Annotated in this window: 10 protein-coding genes; 4 read left to right on the top strand and 6 right to left on the bottom strand. The window is 72.2% G+C overall.

Annotated elements, in window-relative coordinates:
- The first annotated feature begins 455 nt into the window (after window positions 1–455).
- Together ABZX40_RS22505 and ABZX40_RS22500 are read left to right on the top strand one after the other, a co-directional pair.
- On the top strand, window positions 456–1,616 hold the full coding sequence (locus ABZX40_RS22505; protein ID WP_355741097.1) for an acyl-CoA dehydrogenase family protein: 1,161 nt from the start codon (window positions 456–458) through the stop codon (window positions 1,614–1,616).
- Window positions 1,613–2,011, top strand: coding sequence for a RidA family protein (locus ABZX40_RS22500; RefSeq protein WP_355741099.1), 399 nt, complete (start codon window positions 1,613–1,615; stop codon window positions 2,009–2,011). Before ABZX40_RS22505 ends, ABZX40_RS22500 begins: the two co-directional genes overlap by 4 nt.
- Window positions 2,012–2,053: 42 nt before the next feature.
- On the opposite strand, the gene ABZX40_RS22495 is transcribed toward ABZX40_RS22500, so the two are convergent.
- Window positions 2,054–2,260, bottom strand: coding sequence for a DUF5999 family protein (locus tag ABZX40_RS22495; RefSeq protein ID WP_355741101.1), 207 nt, complete (start codon window positions 2,258–2,260; stop codon window positions 2,054–2,056).
- A 315-nt stretch (window positions 2,261–2,575) separates the two neighbouring features.
- Here ABZX40_RS22495 and ABZX40_RS22490 point away from each other — a divergent pair, with 315 nt between their 5' ends.
- A complete protein-coding gene (locus tag ABZX40_RS22490) occupies window positions 2,576–3,013 on the top strand; it encodes a DUF6299 family protein (protein ID WP_355741103.1) in 438 nt (145 codons plus the stop codon).
- Window positions 3,014–3,205: 192 nt separating this feature from the next.
- On the opposite strand, the gene ABZX40_RS22485 is transcribed toward ABZX40_RS22490, so the two are convergent.
- Together ABZX40_RS22485 and ABZX40_RS22480 are read right to left on the bottom strand one after the other, a co-directional pair.
- Window positions 3,206–7,468, bottom strand: coding sequence for a discoidin domain-containing protein (locus ABZX40_RS22485; protein WP_355741187.1), 4,263 nt, complete (start codon window positions 7,466–7,468; stop codon window positions 3,206–3,208).
- A 389-nt stretch (window positions 7,469–7,857) separates the two neighbouring features.
- Window positions 7,858–8,658: a GNAT family N-acetyltransferase gene (locus ABZX40_RS22480; protein ID WP_355741105.1), complete on the bottom strand. Its 801-nt coding sequence runs from the start codon at window positions 8,656–8,658 to the stop codon at window positions 7,858–7,860.
- 339 nt (window positions 8,659–8,997) lie between these two features.
- Between ABZX40_RS22480 and ABZX40_RS22475 the strand changes: the two genes are divergently transcribed.
- Complete coding sequence (locus tag ABZX40_RS22475; protein ID WP_355741107.1) at window positions 8,998–11,319, top strand: TerD family protein; 2,322 nt, start codon at window positions 8,998–9,000, stop codon at window positions 11,317–11,319.
- 188 nt (window positions 11,320–11,507) lie between these two features.
- Here ABZX40_RS22475 and ABZX40_RS22470 read toward each other — a convergent pair whose 3' ends face one another.
- The 3 genes from ABZX40_RS22470 to ABZX40_RS22460 all read right to left on the bottom strand — a co-directional run bounded on the left by ABZX40_RS22470 (window position 11,508) and on the right by ABZX40_RS22460 (window position 14,216).
- The gene (locus ABZX40_RS22470; protein WP_355741109.1) at window positions 11,508–11,816 is read right to left on the bottom strand and encodes a helix-turn-helix domain-containing protein; all 309 of its coding nucleotides are present in this window, start codon (window positions 11,814–11,816) and stop codon (window positions 11,508–11,510) included.
- A complete protein-coding gene (locus ABZX40_RS22465) occupies window positions 11,816–12,604 on the bottom strand; it encodes a hypothetical protein (RefSeq protein ID WP_355741111.1) in 789 nt (262 codons plus the stop codon). Before ABZX40_RS22465 ends, ABZX40_RS22470 begins: the two co-directional genes overlap by 1 nt.
- A gap of 202 nt (window positions 12,605–12,806) precedes the next feature.
- The gene (locus ABZX40_RS22460; protein WP_355741113.1) at window positions 12,807–14,216 is read right to left on the bottom strand and encodes a Mucin-2; all 1,410 of its coding nucleotides are present in this window, start codon (window positions 14,214–14,216) and stop codon (window positions 12,807–12,809) included.
- Between the last annotated feature and the right edge of the window lie 575 nt (window positions 14,217–14,791).

The raw sequence follows: 14,791 nt of genomic DNA, 5'->3' as shown, positions 1-14,791 counted from the left end.
GCCGGGTGGTGTTCCGTGCCTGCCTCGCGCCTCCGGCGGGTCCTGGGGGGTGCGACCGGGATGCGAGACGGGGTGCTACGGGGGTGCAACGGCGGTGCCCCGAGGCTCCCTGGTGGTGGCTTGCCGGTGGTTCCTGCGTGGTTCCTGGGTGGTTCCTGGCTGGTTGCTGGTTGCTGGTTGCTGGTTGCTGGTGGTTCCTGGTGGCTCCCTTGTTGCTCCCCGGTGGGTGTCCCGGTGGGTGTTCGGGGGCCGTTCGATGGCTGTCCGGTGGCTTTCCGGTGGCGAGGGGCGCGCGGTGTCGTGGGTCCCCGGTGGCGGACGCACCACAGGGAGCGTAACGCGTTGGTGACGACAGTCAATGGGGCGCGATAGCCTCGGGGGTGTCCGGCGTCCGGTGTCCCGGCGGCATCGCGCCGGGCGGTCCCGATGTCGGTGGGGGAGAGGAGTGTCCGGCCGTGCCCGCATTCTCGCTCGAACCGGAACAGCGCGCCTGGTGCGCCGAACTGCGCGAGCTGGCCGCCCGGCGGCTGCGCCCGCTCGCCGACCGGGGCACGCCCGGCCGGGTCAACCGGCCGCTCCTCGCCGAACTCGGCGCCCTGGGACTGACGGCCCGCCTCTTCACCTCCGGCGCGCTCGGGCTCTGTCTGCTGCGCGAGTCCCTCGCCCAGGAGTGCACCGAGGCCGAGACCGCCCTCGCCCTCCAGGGTCTCGGCGCCCACCCCGTGCACACCCATGGCAGCGCCGCGCAGCGCGACCGCTGGCTGCCCGGGGTCGAGGCGGGCCGGGTCGTCGCCGCGTTCGCGCTCAGCGAGCCCGGCGCGGGCTCCGACGCCGCTGCCCTGGCACTCGCCGCGTCGGCGGACGGCGCGCGGGGCTGGACCCTCACCGGCGAGAAGTGCTGGATCTCCAACGCCCCCGAGGCCGACTTCCACACCGTCTTCGCCCGGACGACGCCGGGTGCCGGGGCCCGTGGGATCACCGCGTTCCTGGTCCCCGCCGACCGGCCCGGCCTCACCGGCACCCCCCTCGACATGCTCTCCCCGCACCCGATCGGCGCCCTGGACTTCGACGGCGTACCGGTGAGCCGGGCGGATGTCCTCGGCGAGGTCGACGGCGGCTTCCGGGTCGCCATGGGCACCCTGAATCTCTTCCGGCCCAGCGTCGGTGCCTTCGCCGTCGGCATGGCCCAGGCCGCGCTGGACGCCACCCTCGCGCACACCGCCGCGCGGGACGCCTTCGACGGCAAGCTCGCCGACCTTCAGTCTGTCGCCCACCAGGTCGCCGAGATGTCCCTGCGCACCGAGGCGGCCCGGCTGATGGTGTACGCGGCGGCCTCGGCGTACGACATGGGCGACCCGGACGTACCCCGGCGCTCCGCTTCGGCGAAGCTGCTGGCCACCGAGACGGCGCAGTTCGTGGTCGACACGGCGGTGCAGCTGCACGGGGCGGCGGCCCTGCGGCGCGGGCATCCGCTGGAGCATCTGTACCGGGAGGTGCGGGCGCCGAGGATCTACGAGGGGGCGAGCGAGGTGCAGCGGTCGATCATCGCGAAGGAGCTGTACCGGGGGCGGCTGCGGGGGCGGTCCGAGGGGCGGTCCGAGGGGGCCGTCGGATGAGCGCCGAGCGGATCAACCCGGACGGGCTGGCGCCTGCGGCGGGGTTCTCGCACGCGGTGGTCGCGACCGGGTCGCGGCTGGTGTTCCTCGCCGGGCAGACGGCGCTGGACGGGGACGGGAGGGTGGTCGGCGGGGCCTCGCTGACCACGCAGTTCGAGCGGGCGCTGAGCAATCTGCTGGCCGCGCTGGCGGCGGCGGGCGGTGCGCCCTCCGATCTCGCCCGGGTCACCGTCTACGCGACGGATGTCGCCGCGTACCGGGAGCGGGCGCCGGAACTGGGCCGTATCTGGCGGCGGCTGGCGGGGCGGGACTATCCGGCGATGGCGGTGGTCCAGGTGGTACGGCTGTGGGACGAGGAGGCGCTGGTGGAGCTGGACGGGTTCGCGGTGCTCTAGCCCGCCGGGCGGGGGGTGGGTGGGGTGATCCGGTGCGGGGTGTCACTCACCGCGTTGGCGGGGTGCCGCCGCGACCCTCCCCCTGAGCGGAGCGACCGCGCTTCCGTCCGGGAGGAGTTCGCCCGAGTCGTCGAAGACGATCGTGCCGTCGCACAGCAGGTTCCAGCCCTGTTCGGGGTGGGCGCTCACCAGATGCGGTGCGGCGGTGACCGTCGTCGGGGCGGGGCACGAGGGCCGGTGGGAACACATGGCGTACCTCCTGTTGGTGGCCGGTGGTGGCCGGTGGTGGCCGGTGGTGGCCGGTGGTGGCCGGTGGTGGCCGGTGGTGGCCGGTCGTGCGGGCGTCTGGGTAGACCATGCGCCCGCCGCGCAACCACCGGAACGACCCTGCGGGAAACGTGACAACACGCGGACAACTCACAGACGGTTCCGCCACCGTGGCCGCCCGGCTCCGGCTCCGACCGTTGGAGTGACGTTCACGGGCGTCGGAGGGCCGTACGGCGGCCCCGGTGGGCCCCGCGCGGTACCTCAGGTACCTGAACGACACCCCCCACTGGAGGCCCCATGCCCGTCCGTCCCGTTCTCCTCGGTGCCGCCGCGGCCCTGCTCGCGCTGGCCCTGTCCGCCCCCACCGCCGCCACCGCCGGTCCCTTCGAGTCGGTGACCATCGATCCCACCGGACGGATCGCCGCCGACGGCACGATCACCCTGTCCGGGACGTATCGCTGCCTCGGCGCCACCGGACCCGTCTTCGTCAGCTCCTCCGTCGCCCAGGGTTCCGCCACCGACCAGTCGCGCGTGCGCTACGGCATCGGCGGCAGCCCCGCGCTGTGCGACGGTGCCGTGCACTCCTGGACCAACACCGGCCGCCCGTCGCCCGGCACCCTCGTGCCGGGCGCGGCGGATGTCGAGGCGACGGTGACCGAACTGAGTTCCCAGGGGCTGCCGTTGCCCATCTTCCACGCGGTGGGCGAGGCGGAGGTGACGCTGGTCGGCCCCTGAGGCGCGCGGACCGTTCGGGCCCGTGCCCGCGCCCGTGCCCGTGGTGAGGCCGCGGTACCGTCCGCCGACGCAGTGCCGGGGGACGACGGCCGCGCACGGGGACGCGCCCCGCTTCCGCGCCGAGACGGTGCTCGGCGCGCGGACGAAGCGGGGCGCGTCAAAGGGGTGGGCCGACGGCCTACGGAACGGTGGTCACTGGCGGTTGACGGTGAACGTCGACGTGGTGTTCCTGATGTCGACCGCGTTGTTGCTCAGCGTCAGGCCCACGAAGGTCGCCGAGCCCACCGCCGGGCCCTGGCCGGGCTCGGGCAGTTCATTGGCCCAGATCCCGAAGCCGGACTTGGCGTCGTAGGCGTCGCCGCTCTTCTGCGCGCCGCTGATCGAGACATCCGTCAGGACGGTGTCCTGGACGGAGTTCTGCGGCTGCCCGCCGACATAGTTCGTCTGGAACATGATCCCGCTGTAGGTGGGATCGACGATGTCCACATCGGTGACCCGGATCGCGGTGAACGTCTTCGACGCCGAGAACATCCAGATGGCACCGAAGGTCTGGCTGCCCCAGAAATGGCCGCCGGATCTGATCAGTGAGGCGTTCTCCACCTTGGTCTGGCCGGGACCGAAGCCGTTCATCGGATAGCCGAAGTCGAGCGAGCTGATGGTGATGCCGGAGTAGACCAGCGTGTCCGCGATGTAGAGATTGCGGAACACGTTGTTCTCGCCGCCGTAGACCGCGATACCGGCCGCCCGCCAGGTCAGGATCGAGGTCAGGTTCTCGTAGACATTGCCGGTGTTGTTGCCGCCGCCGTTGTCGGTGGCCGCGAACAGGGCGAAGCTGTCGTCGCCGGTGGAGCGGGCCTCGTTGTTCTGGATCAGGTTGTTCTGCGACCCGTTCGTCATGTTGATGGCGTCGGCGAACGTGTCCCGGATCCGGCTGTTCTTGATGGTGACGTTGTCGCTGTTGGCGGCCCAGTACAGGCACATCTGGTGTTCGACCCAGAGATTGTCGATGGTCAGATTGCTGACATTGGACAGATCGCCGAAGACCTTGCCGGGGCCGTCGTTGCGGGAGTCGTAGTTGCCGAAGTAGGAGAAGTGGGCGAAGGTCGAGCCGTTGGCCGACGACTCGATCCGGAAGCCGACATCCGTGTTCGACTGGGTCGTCGGGGCGACGAAGCGGCTGTACCAGGGCCCGGCGCCGACGACCCGCACGGCCTTGCCGTACACATTGAACTTGCTGGTCGTCTGGTAGTTGCCGGCCGGCAGATACACCCCGAGCAGATTGCCGGTGGTGTCCATCCGCACCCGGTCCAGGGCGGACTGCACATCCTGCTGGGTGAACCCGGCCGGGGTGGTGTAGCGCGCCGGGTCGGGGTTGGCGATCTGGGCGGCCTGCTCGGTGTTGATGAAGTCGATCGTGTACTGCGAGGTGTTCGCCGCGTCCTTCTGGAGCCGGATCCTGGCGCCCGCCGGGACCGTCGAGTCCAGCAGGACATTGGCCTCGTCGTAGATGTGCCGGGCGGGGCCCGACCCCGGAGAGTTGCCGGGGCTTGCCTCGGCGCCGTACAGCCAGGAGTACTTCGAGGTCAGGTTGATCGCCTTGTGGAAGGCGCCGTTGACATAGATGTTGAGGGTGGAGTCGATGCCGCCGCCGCCCGCCGAGTCCGGGATGGAGAACCGGGTGACGAGGGTGTTGGTGGGCTCCTTGGTGGTCCACTCGACGTAGTTGCCGGTGCTGTTGAGGGTGACGGCCCTGCGGCCGGACGCCTCGCCCGCCGGGTCGCCGACGGTCCGGTTCGGGCCGATCGTCTGGGCGCCGCCGCCGACGACCCCGTCCTCCGCCTCGTACATCGAGAACGGCAGATTGGCGCCGCGGCCGACGAAGAGCGGCTTGGTGCTGGTGTTGTTGGGGCGCTTGACCGGCAGTTCATTGGCGTCGTCGGCGATCACCGTGCGCACGCTGTACTTGCCGCCGACCGCGGTCCAGGAGCCCAGTGCGATCGGGCTGGTGGTGGCCCCGGCCGCGATGGCGCCGCTGTAGCTGCCGGTCAGGGTGCGGACCGTGCCGCCGGACTCGTTGAGCAGCGTCAGGGTGACATTGTGCGCGCCGGACGCGGAGGCGATGTTGCCCTGGTTCTTGATGGCGACGGTGAAGTTCACCGCGGCGCCCGCCGCCGGGTTGTCCGGGGACCAGCCGACCGGCGAGGCCACCAGGTCGGCGCTCTGCACCGGCCGCACCACCAGCGGGTTCGCGGCGGTGAAGGAGTTGTTGGTGTCGTTCTGCTCGACGACCGTGTTCGCCTCGTCGACTCTGGCGGTCAGCTGGTACGAGCCCGCGTCCCGGGTGCCGATGGAGGCGGTGACATCGCTGGACGCGCCCGCGGCGAGCGCGCCGACATTGGCGGTGCCCACCCGGGTGGTGCCCAGATAGAAGTTGACGTTGCTGGCCGGGGAGGCGGCGCTGCCGGTGTTGGCGACCCGCGCGGTCAGGCTCACGCTGTCCGTCTCCACCGGGGAGGCGGGGGAGGCCGTCAGACTGCTCACCGTCAGATCCGGGTTGGGCGCCGGATCACCGATGACCTGCAACTCGCCGATCTGCCCGCCGGGCGCCCCGGTGTTGCTGTTGATCCGCACCTGGACATCGGCGGTCCGCGCGGTCACCGGGATGGTGAGCGTGTTCCCGGTGCTCGGGTTGAAGCCGTAGTTGGTGGCCGCCACCAGACTGGTGTACGCGGTCTGGCTCTGCTCCCGGCCGAGGATCTGGATGTTCTGGGTGCGCGCGCCCCAGATCGGGTCGGGGTTGAGCTTGATGACGACCTGGCTGATGTCGGCGTTGGCACCCAGCTTCACCGTGAGCACACTGGGCCAGACCCCGCTGGCGCCCTCCCAGTAGGTGCCGACGTTGTTGTCGACGGCGTTCGGCCCGACGAAGGTGTGCACATACCCGGAGACGGTGACCGGCTTGCCCACCGCGAGGTTGGTCGCCAGGATCCCGGCGTCCCCGGTGGTCGCCGCCTTCGCGCTGAGCGGCGAGGTGTTCCCGGCCGCGTCCCTCGCCCGCACCTGGTAGGTCACCGTCGCCCCGGCCGGCTGGTCGTCGGTGAACGAGGTGACGTTCCCGGCGACGCTCCCGGCCCGCTTGTTGTCGGCGTAGATGTCGTACCCGGTGACCTTCCGGTCGTCGGCCGACCGCTGCCAGCCGAGGCTCACCGCACCGGACTTCGCCGCCTTCGCGGTCAGCCCGGTGGGCGGGGTCGGCGCCTCGGTGTCACCCTTCGCCGCCCGGCGGGTCACCGTGCCGCTCGCCGCCGACTGGTTCCCGGCCGCGTCCCGGGCCGTGACCTTGTAGGCGAGCGTCCGGTCCGCGGGCTGGTCGTCGGTGTACGAGGTGACGTTCCCGGCGACGGTCGTCCGCAGCACCCCGCCGAGATAGATGTCGTACCCGGTGACCTTCGTATCGTCCTTCGCCGCCGCCCAGTCCAGGGCGACCTTCCCGGTGGCGGGCTCGGTCAGCTTGAGCGCGCCGGGGGCGGAGGGCGCCGAGGTGTCACCGGTCGCGGGCCCGTACACCTCGACCTCGCCGAACTGCCCCCCGCTCTTCTTCGACGCCCCGGCGAGCGCGAGCCGCAGATACCGGGTGGTCGTGGTGTCGAAGCTGATGGTGGCCTGGTTCCCGTCGTCCGGGTCGAACCGGTAGGCGGCCTCGGCGACGATGTCCGTACGGTGCTTGCCGTCGGTGCTGCCCTGCACCTTCAGCGTCTGCGTCCGCGCGTCGAACCCGGCGGGCAGCTTCATCACCACCCGGTTCACCGGCAGCGCCGCGCCCAGATCGGTCTGGACCCAGGGCGCGGAGTCGCCCTTGCCGCTCTTCCAGTAGCTGCTGCGGTCGGTGTCCGCGGCCGAGCCCGCCGCGTGTCCGGCCACCGCGCTGCTGGCGGTCACCCGCTTGCCGCGGGCCAGATCGGCGCTGCTGCCGGTCGCCTCGTGCGCCTCCAGCTCGGCCAGCTGACCGGCGCCCGCGGCGCTGTTGCCGGTGATCTCCACCCGCAGATAACGGGTGTCGAGCGCCGGGAAGGCGATGGTCACGGTGTTGTCGTCGGCCGGGGCGAAGGTGTACTCCGCCGAGGGCACCAGGACCCGGAACGCCGCACCGTCGGCACTGCCCTGCACGGAGAGGGTCTGGGTCCGTGGCTTGAAGCCCTCGGGCAGCTTCAGCACCGCCTGGTCGATCTTGGTGCGGGCGCCGAGGTCGATCTGCGCCCAGGCGGGGAAGTCCCCGCGACCGCTCTGCCAGTACGTGTCCCGGTCGCCGTCGTTCAGCGCGGCGGCGGAGTGCCCGCCCGCGCTGCTCGCCGCGGCGGCACCGCTCGCCGCGAGGGCCGGTCCGCCGCTGCCACCGGCCGCCAGCGCGGGCAGGGTCGGCCCGCCGACGACCACGAGACTGCCCGCCAGGGTCATGGCGAGCGTCCGCCATCTGTAGCGCCTGCCGCCGGATGGCTCACTGCTGATACGCGTGCTGCTCATCGTGCTCCTCGTCCGCAGGGGTGGGGGATGCAGGGGTGCTCTCGCTCATGTCAGAAAGTTGCGAGAGGGTGATCCTGAGAAGCGTTGCACTGCAAGTAATTTGCGTAGGTCTGTTGAAGCGTTGCAGAAAGCGCGGTCTACGTCCATGCTCATGACAAAGATCGGTGCGGGGGTGGGGTGGGGGCGGTGGGGGTGGGGATGGGAGCAGGGGACAGCGACAGGGCCGGGGCCGGGAACGGGGCCGGGAACGGGAACGGCCCTCGCGCTCGGGGGAGTCGCGAGGGCCGTTCGGGGGAGGGGAGGGGGAGCGGGGTGGTGCCGGGTCAGTCCTGGAGCCCGTAGAAGAGGATCGGGGAGTTGGGCCGCAGGCCGATCCGCCGGTAGACCGGGGCGCCGGCCTCGGTGGCGTGCAGTACGGCCCGGGTGAGACCGGTGGCGCGGGCCCCCTCGTACAGCGCCTTGCGGGTGACGGCCTCGCCGTACCCCTTGCGCTGCCACTCCGGGTCGGTGGCGACCAGCGCGACGAACAGCCGGCCGTCCTCCGCGACCGCCCCGGCGCAGGCCACCGGGGTGTCACCGCGCATCCCCAGATAGGCGTACACCCCGTCCTTCCACAGGGTTGACCCGAGCAGCCCGTCGCGCCCGTCCTCCAGCGGGAAGCCGTACGCGCGGGAGTTGAGATCGGCGTACGCCCGTAGCTGGGTCTCGTCGGTGACGCGGACGAAGGTGAGGTCGGGGTGGCGGGGTTCGGGCAGCGGGAGGACATCACCGGCCATCCCGGTGCCGGGGAAGGCGTACCGGAGACCGGCCTGCTCGGCGGCGATGGGGAGCGCGGCGCGGGCGGTCTCGTCGAGCAGCGCCTCGAACAGCCAGAGGAAACCCGGGCGTTGCTTGGTCCGCATGACCTCGGCGGCCTCGCGCAGCCGCCGGGCGAGCGCGTCCGGACCGATGCCGGTGCCGGTGAGGGTGAGGCAGTTCCAGAAGGCGAACCGGCTGTCGGCCCAGCGCACCGCGACACCGGGCAGATCACGTACATCGGCGTCGGGAGTGCGGTCGAGCACCATGTGCCGCCAGACGGAGGTGAGTTGCTCCGCCGATTCGACGGAGTCCGCGAGTTCAGTCACCGTGGTTGACCCCAGAGGTCGGAAGTGGGCGCCACCGCCGGGCTCCACGAGAGGGGGGCGGCGGCGCGGGACGGTTCCGGGGTAGCACAGGAGGGGGGCTCTCGGGGGTCGGTTGGGTGGGAGGGGGTGCTCTTGAGGGGTGGGCGCTTCTCCACCGGGGTGCGGTGATGGTGGAGGGCGTGGGTGGTGAGGGGTGGTCGGGGCGGGGCGCGGCCGGAACCGCAAGGGGCCCTCAGAGCTCTCTGGGCCCTCTGGGCTCTCTGGGCCTTGAGGGCATCAGGTGTCGGCGGAGTCAAAAGTGCGATGCGCGGATTCGTACGCCTCTGCGACCATGCCCGGATGGAGCAGAGTCCTGAAGCGCTGGTCATCCGGCACGCCCACCGTCTCCCGTCCCCTCCCGGGTCCCCCGGTGAAGGCGCCGTCGTCGCGCGGCAGTTCGACGCGGTGCTGGCCTCGGTGGGGTTCAAACTGTCGTCGGAGTTGCTGGAGCGGCTGTCCGGGCTGTCCAGGACGGCGGTCACGCGCACCGCGCGGCGGACGCTGCGCACGGTCCGCGAGATGGTGGGCGACCACGTCCGCCACAACAGCTACTTCATCGACTTCCCGGCGAACGTCCCGGACACCGAGGAGTTCTGGATGCGGTGCGTGGCGGAGGCGCTCGCCGACCCCGCGTCCCGCCCGCACGTGCTGTCGCAGCTGGCCCAGGGCGTCCTGAACCTGCTCAGCCTCCCCACCTACGGCCGCTACCAGCACACCTACGAGGACATGCTCGCGGCGCAGGACGAGCTGATCGCCGCCGCGGGCGACCGGGTGACGGTGCTGCACCTCGGGCGGGACCTGGACGACGAGCTGACGGAGCTGTACCTGGCCCTGGCGGGCGGTACGACACCGCTGGGCGAGGACGACCTCCTCGACCTCACCTTCCTCGCCGGGTGGTGTGTGCTCGGGCCCCAGCCGGAGTCGATCCCGGTGCGGGAGAACCGGGCCGTCGTCAACGCGGCGCGGCTCTCCGCCGGCGCGGATCCGCTGCTGGACACGGTGACCGATGTGCTGCGGCTGGCCTGCGCGCTGTCCGGCGGCGATGTCACCCTGACGGAACCGACCCGGTTCCGGACGCTGCCGAGGCCGGTGCGCCGGGCGCTGCTCGCGGGCCTGGACACCCTCGTCGCCGCGAACCCCGCGAAGCTGGCCGACGTCCTCGCGCACCGCGAGCCGTTCAAGCGGCTCGGTGAGCGGCTGCACCCGCACGAGTACCCGCAGTGGCGGCACGCCGCCGCGGTGTTCGCCGTGGCCCGGGGCGACCGGCGGCCCCGCCGCTCCCTCGACAGCCGGATCGAGGAACGCCTGCACGACCACGACGTCCCGGGCGCGGTACGGCTGCTGTCGTCGGCGCCGGGGAAGCTGTTCCGGTCCCTGGACCTGCTGCTGCGGATGGCCGTCGGCCAGGAGGAGCGGGACCTGGTCCTGGAGGCGGCGGAGCGGGTCGCGCCGCAGGTGTCCGGGCGGGTGCTGCTGTCGGTCCGCGAGCACTTCCACAACCGGGAGCGGGAGACCGGCGCGCCCCGGGTCTTCGTCAATCGCCGGGGCCGCGGCTGGGTGACCGACGATGCCCGGCCGCCCGTCCCCGCCGCCGACCGCGATCTGCTGATCGCCGCCCTCGACGCCGAGATCCGCGGTCGGCTCCCGGTGCCGCCGGGCCGGATCCTGATCGACCCGGACATCCTCGATGTGGCGCTGCCGCTCAGCGGCCGGGCGGCCCCGGCCGGGCTCGGCGTGCTCCCGAGGGGTTCGCTCTCGCCGGTCGACGGCGGTGAGCTGCGCTTCTTCGTCCACTGGAAGCAGAGCAAGCACCGCACCGACTACGACCTGTCCGCGCTGCTCCTCAACGCGGACTACAGCACCGACGCCTGGCTCTCCTACACCTCCCTCAAGGCGGTGGGGGGCTGGCACTCCGGTGACATCACCGAGGCACCCGACGGAGCCTCGGAGTTCATCAGCCTGACCCTGGACCGGGTCGGCCCGCCCTTCATCGTGCCGCAGGTCAACATCTACGCGGGCGAGGGCTTCGACGAGGTCGAGGAGTCCTTCTTCGGCTACATGCTGCGCGACGCCGAGCAGCGGGGCCGCCCGTTCGAGCCGCGCACGGTACGCATGAAGTCGGACCTGCGGGGCACGGGCCGGGTGGCGCTCCCGCTGGTCTTCCGCCGAACGAAGGACGGCCGCTGGGGCGCGAAGTGGCTGCACCTGTATCTGCGGGGCATCTCGGCGGCCAACCGGGTCGAGGAGAACCAGGTGTCGGTGGCGAAGGTGGTGCGGGCGGTGGTGGCTCGCGACTATCTGACGGTCCGATACCTGGCCGATCTGATGTCGGGTGAGGGCGGCACGGGCCTGATATCCGGCGTGGGTGCCAGGGACCTGATGTATCGCGAGGGCGGGACGGGCCCGGTGTCCGGCGATGGTGACACGGACAGGGGCCCTCTGTCCGGCGACGGCCACACGGACCCGACGTCCGGCGGCACCCCGCCGGTCACCCCGTGGCGCGCCGGCGACCCGCTCCCGTCCGAGCCCGTCCTCTACCTCGGCCTGGAACGCCCCGAGGGCCTCCACCCGGACTCCCGGATCATCACCCCCGAAAACTTGCGCGACATGATCCCGGCGTGAGTGTTAGCGTGGCCGTACGGCGAGGCCATGAAAGGGCTTCCTTCTCAGACTCCTTACTGCACGAGTTCTTTCGCTTTCCTCGCCGTTCGCTTTCCTTCCGGGCGGTGCCCGCGCTGTCTCGCGCGGGCACCGCCCGGTCGGCTTTCCTGGTGGAACTCAGCGATGGCGTCCTTGACGCCGGGGGAGGGCTACGAGCCCGTCCGCCACCTGTCGCCGTCCGAGTCCGGCTCCGCATCGGGGTCCTGGTCCACGTCCGGGTCCGGGTCCAGGTCGTACAGGGGCCGCTCCTCGATCCCCAGGGCGCGCATCAACTGGCTGGTGGGAACCCTGAACTGGCGCCCCACCCGGAGCACCATGCAAGGAAACTCGCCCCGGTGGACCAGCCGATAGGCCGTCGCGTTGCAGACACCCAGCGCGCGGGCCGCGGTCCGCAGGTCGATGACGACGGGCAGTTCGAACAGCTCGGTGAAACTGAGCCGACCATGGGACGAGGTCATCACGGCCTCCTCGTGGCGGGGCGGGACGTGAGGGCGCGCACCCGACGCCGGGGCACGCGCTTCCGGGGAACGTGGCCCCGGGGCGGCCGGACCCCGGATTCCTCTTCGGTACGGGCGAGTGCCTCCGCCCGCAACTGCTCCGGACGTACCCGGAACCTCAAGGAGGCGCGCAGTCCGTCCGGCCCGTCCGGACGGTCGACCCGTACGTCGAGCCCGTCCCGTGCCGTGTCGATCTCCGACGGGTCGGCCGCCACGGGAGTCAGGGCACGGTCCTGAGGGAGACGCTCCACCTGAGTGGAAGGGGTCTCCCGCAGACCGGCACGGGCGAATCGCCACGCCCTGGTACGGGCCGCCCTGAGCAGCGGTCCGATGTGAAGGCCGGTCATGGCGCCCCAGTGGGCCGACTGCGCGGGCTCTTCCTGCCCTGCCTGCTCTTCGAGTGCTTCGAGCAGGGCCAGGACCATCTCGGACTCCACGTCCGAGCGGTTGACGCGCAGCCGCCCGCAGATCCGCCGGACCGTCCCGCTCAGCTTGGGCGCGGCCAGCCAGATGAGCAGGAGCTTCCCGGTTCCGTCGGGGGAGCGGTCGGTCCGGGCCGCACTGAGTACGGCGTCCCAGACCGTGGCGGACAGGCGCGGGTCCCGGTTCGGCCCGTAGAGGGCCTCGTACGCCTCGGCGGCGGTCAGCCGGACGGGGCCACCGTCGCTCTCGTTCGCCTGACGGCCGAGGATCACCGGCGCCTTCTCGTTGGCGTGGAGGTCGTCGAAAACCCTCCGGACCTCCCCCACCTACCACGGCACCACCAGGCGGGGACGGCGGTGCCCGCCCCCCCGCCTTCCCCGCCTTCCCGTGCAGCTGGGCGTCAGCGAAGCCGGAGGCCAGCCACCGGCAATGGCACAAACCTGTCGCGCCTGGCCGGATACCACAACGGCTGTGTTCAGGTTCACCGGTACGGAACATCCCGCTGCGTGGGGCGGACCTGTTCGGAGGTCAGGCGGGGACGCCTGCCTGGTTCAGGACGGTGGCCATCTCGTCCTCGGGGAGGGCGGGGTTGGCGCCCGCGCTGGAGGCCAGTTCGGGGATGCGGAGGGCCTCGCGGAGCCGGTGGAGCGGCAGGCGTGGGTCGTTGGCCGCGGCCTGGCGCGTCCAGACCGTGGGGTCATGGCTGAGCCGTTCGATCAGCGCGGGTGAGGCGGCCGGGTCCCGGACGGCCAGTCGGCGGTGGTTGCCGTCCGGGTGGTCCGCACAGCGCGCGGCGAGGCCCTCGCGGGGAAAGCGGGGGTGGGTCTCCGCCATCCAAGCGGAGAACGTCCCGCCGAGCCGGGCGAACACACGCATCAGGACCTCCTGAGGGGTGTCGGGGTGGTGCACGCCCAGGAGGTTCTCCACCAGGGGGTCCCGGGTGCGCGCGAGCAGGCTGACGAGGTCGGGCGGCAGATGGGGGCTGTGGGCGGCGGCGCGGCGGAGCAGTGGGTGGGCGGAGGCCGCGGCCCGTCGCAGCACCCCGGGGTCGGCGAGCCCGTCCCGTACCCACTCCACGTCACCCTTGGCGAAGGCGTCGACGGTGAAGTCGATCGACATGCGGCGTGTCTCGTCCAGTTCGGGCCTGAGGGAGACGGCGAGCCGTACGGCCCCGTCGGGGTCGGTGGCGAGCCGCTCGACGAGGTCGGGGGGCAGCGAAGGGTTCTCGGCGAGGGCCGTCAGGTGCGTCCGTTCGGCGAGGCACCGTTCGGCGTCGGCGCGGACGAGGAGTCCGTGGCGCAGTGCCCCGGCCGCGGACTGCGGATCGCGCAGGAGTCCGGCGGTGAGGTGCGCGTCCCGCCGGCACGCCCGCAGCGCGGCGGCCCGCCGCACCTCCGGGTCGGGGTCGGCCAGCAGCGCCGACCGCTCGCCCGGCGCCAGGATCTCCCATACGCGTGCCGCGCTTCGGCGCGCTGCCGGATCGGGGTGCGCGGCGAGGGAGGCCACGAACGACGGCGCGATGTGGGGTGAGTCCAGCAGGGCCGTCCGTACGGAGGGGTCGGGGTCGTCGAGCAGGCGGGCGCACACGTCGTCCGGCAGCGGTGCGACCGTCGTACGCGGGTCACGCGACTCGGGTCCGTACGCGAGAGCGGCCCGCACCCTGGGGGAAGGGTCGTCCACGAGCCGGGCCCGCTGCGCGGGCTCGGCCCTGGCGCTCATCGCGAACCCGGTCCGGGCGCGCGGGTTCGGGTGAGCCAGGATCACCGCGACGGCCGGCTCGGGGAGTCCGGCCCGCTGGAGGGCGTGACGGGGCGGGCCGTCACCGCCGCCGTCACCGTCACCGCCGCCGTCGAAGGCGAGCAGGCGCAGCAGCAGCGGTGTCGGCAGCGCCGGGTTGCGGGCGACTCCGTCCAGCGCGGACGTATGGAACGCGACCATGATTCCCCTGATTTCCCTGCCCCTGTGTCTTCGGCGGCTGGTCCACGACCATCCCCCCCCGCAGCCCGTCAGGCCGTCCGGCGGGCGAACCCTCCTGATCGGCCGGACAGTACCCAATCTAGGTCTAGCCAGGTGCTGTTGCCCGGTCCGGGCCGGCCCGGACCGCGCCTGCGCCTGTCGGTGGGCTTCTCGGTGTGGTGGTGCTGCGGCTTCTTCGGTAACCATCGCTCGACCGTGCGGCTCAGCCGTCTCCGGGGAGAGGAAGGCATGGTGGTTGTCACCGGCCGGTACACCGGGGTGTCCAGGAGCCGGTGCCTGGCCGCCGCTACGAGGGCGAGCGAAGGGCTCCGCACCCACCCTGCCGCACTTCCGCTGCCACTGTGACGTCCGTGGCCCGGATTCCCGAGCTGGCGGTCGCACAGGATCATCCCCGGTGCGGTGCGGTGCGGTGCGGTGCGGTGCGGTGCGGTGCGGCCGGGCGGGTGTGCGCCGCCGCTCAGGATCACCCCTGGCCCGGCGTCGCGGCCGGGCAGTTGCGCGGCCGGGGTCTGCGGCTGGATCGCGGCGGAAATCGG

The sequence above is a fragment of the Streptomyces sp. NPDC004610 genome (genome assembly GCF_040609715.1).
Lineage (GTDB): Bacteria > Actinomycetota > Actinomycetes > Streptomycetales > Streptomycetaceae > Streptomyces.
The sequence above is the reverse complement of the archived record's forward strand: the minus strand, read 5'-3'. Positions and strand labels throughout refer to the sequence as shown.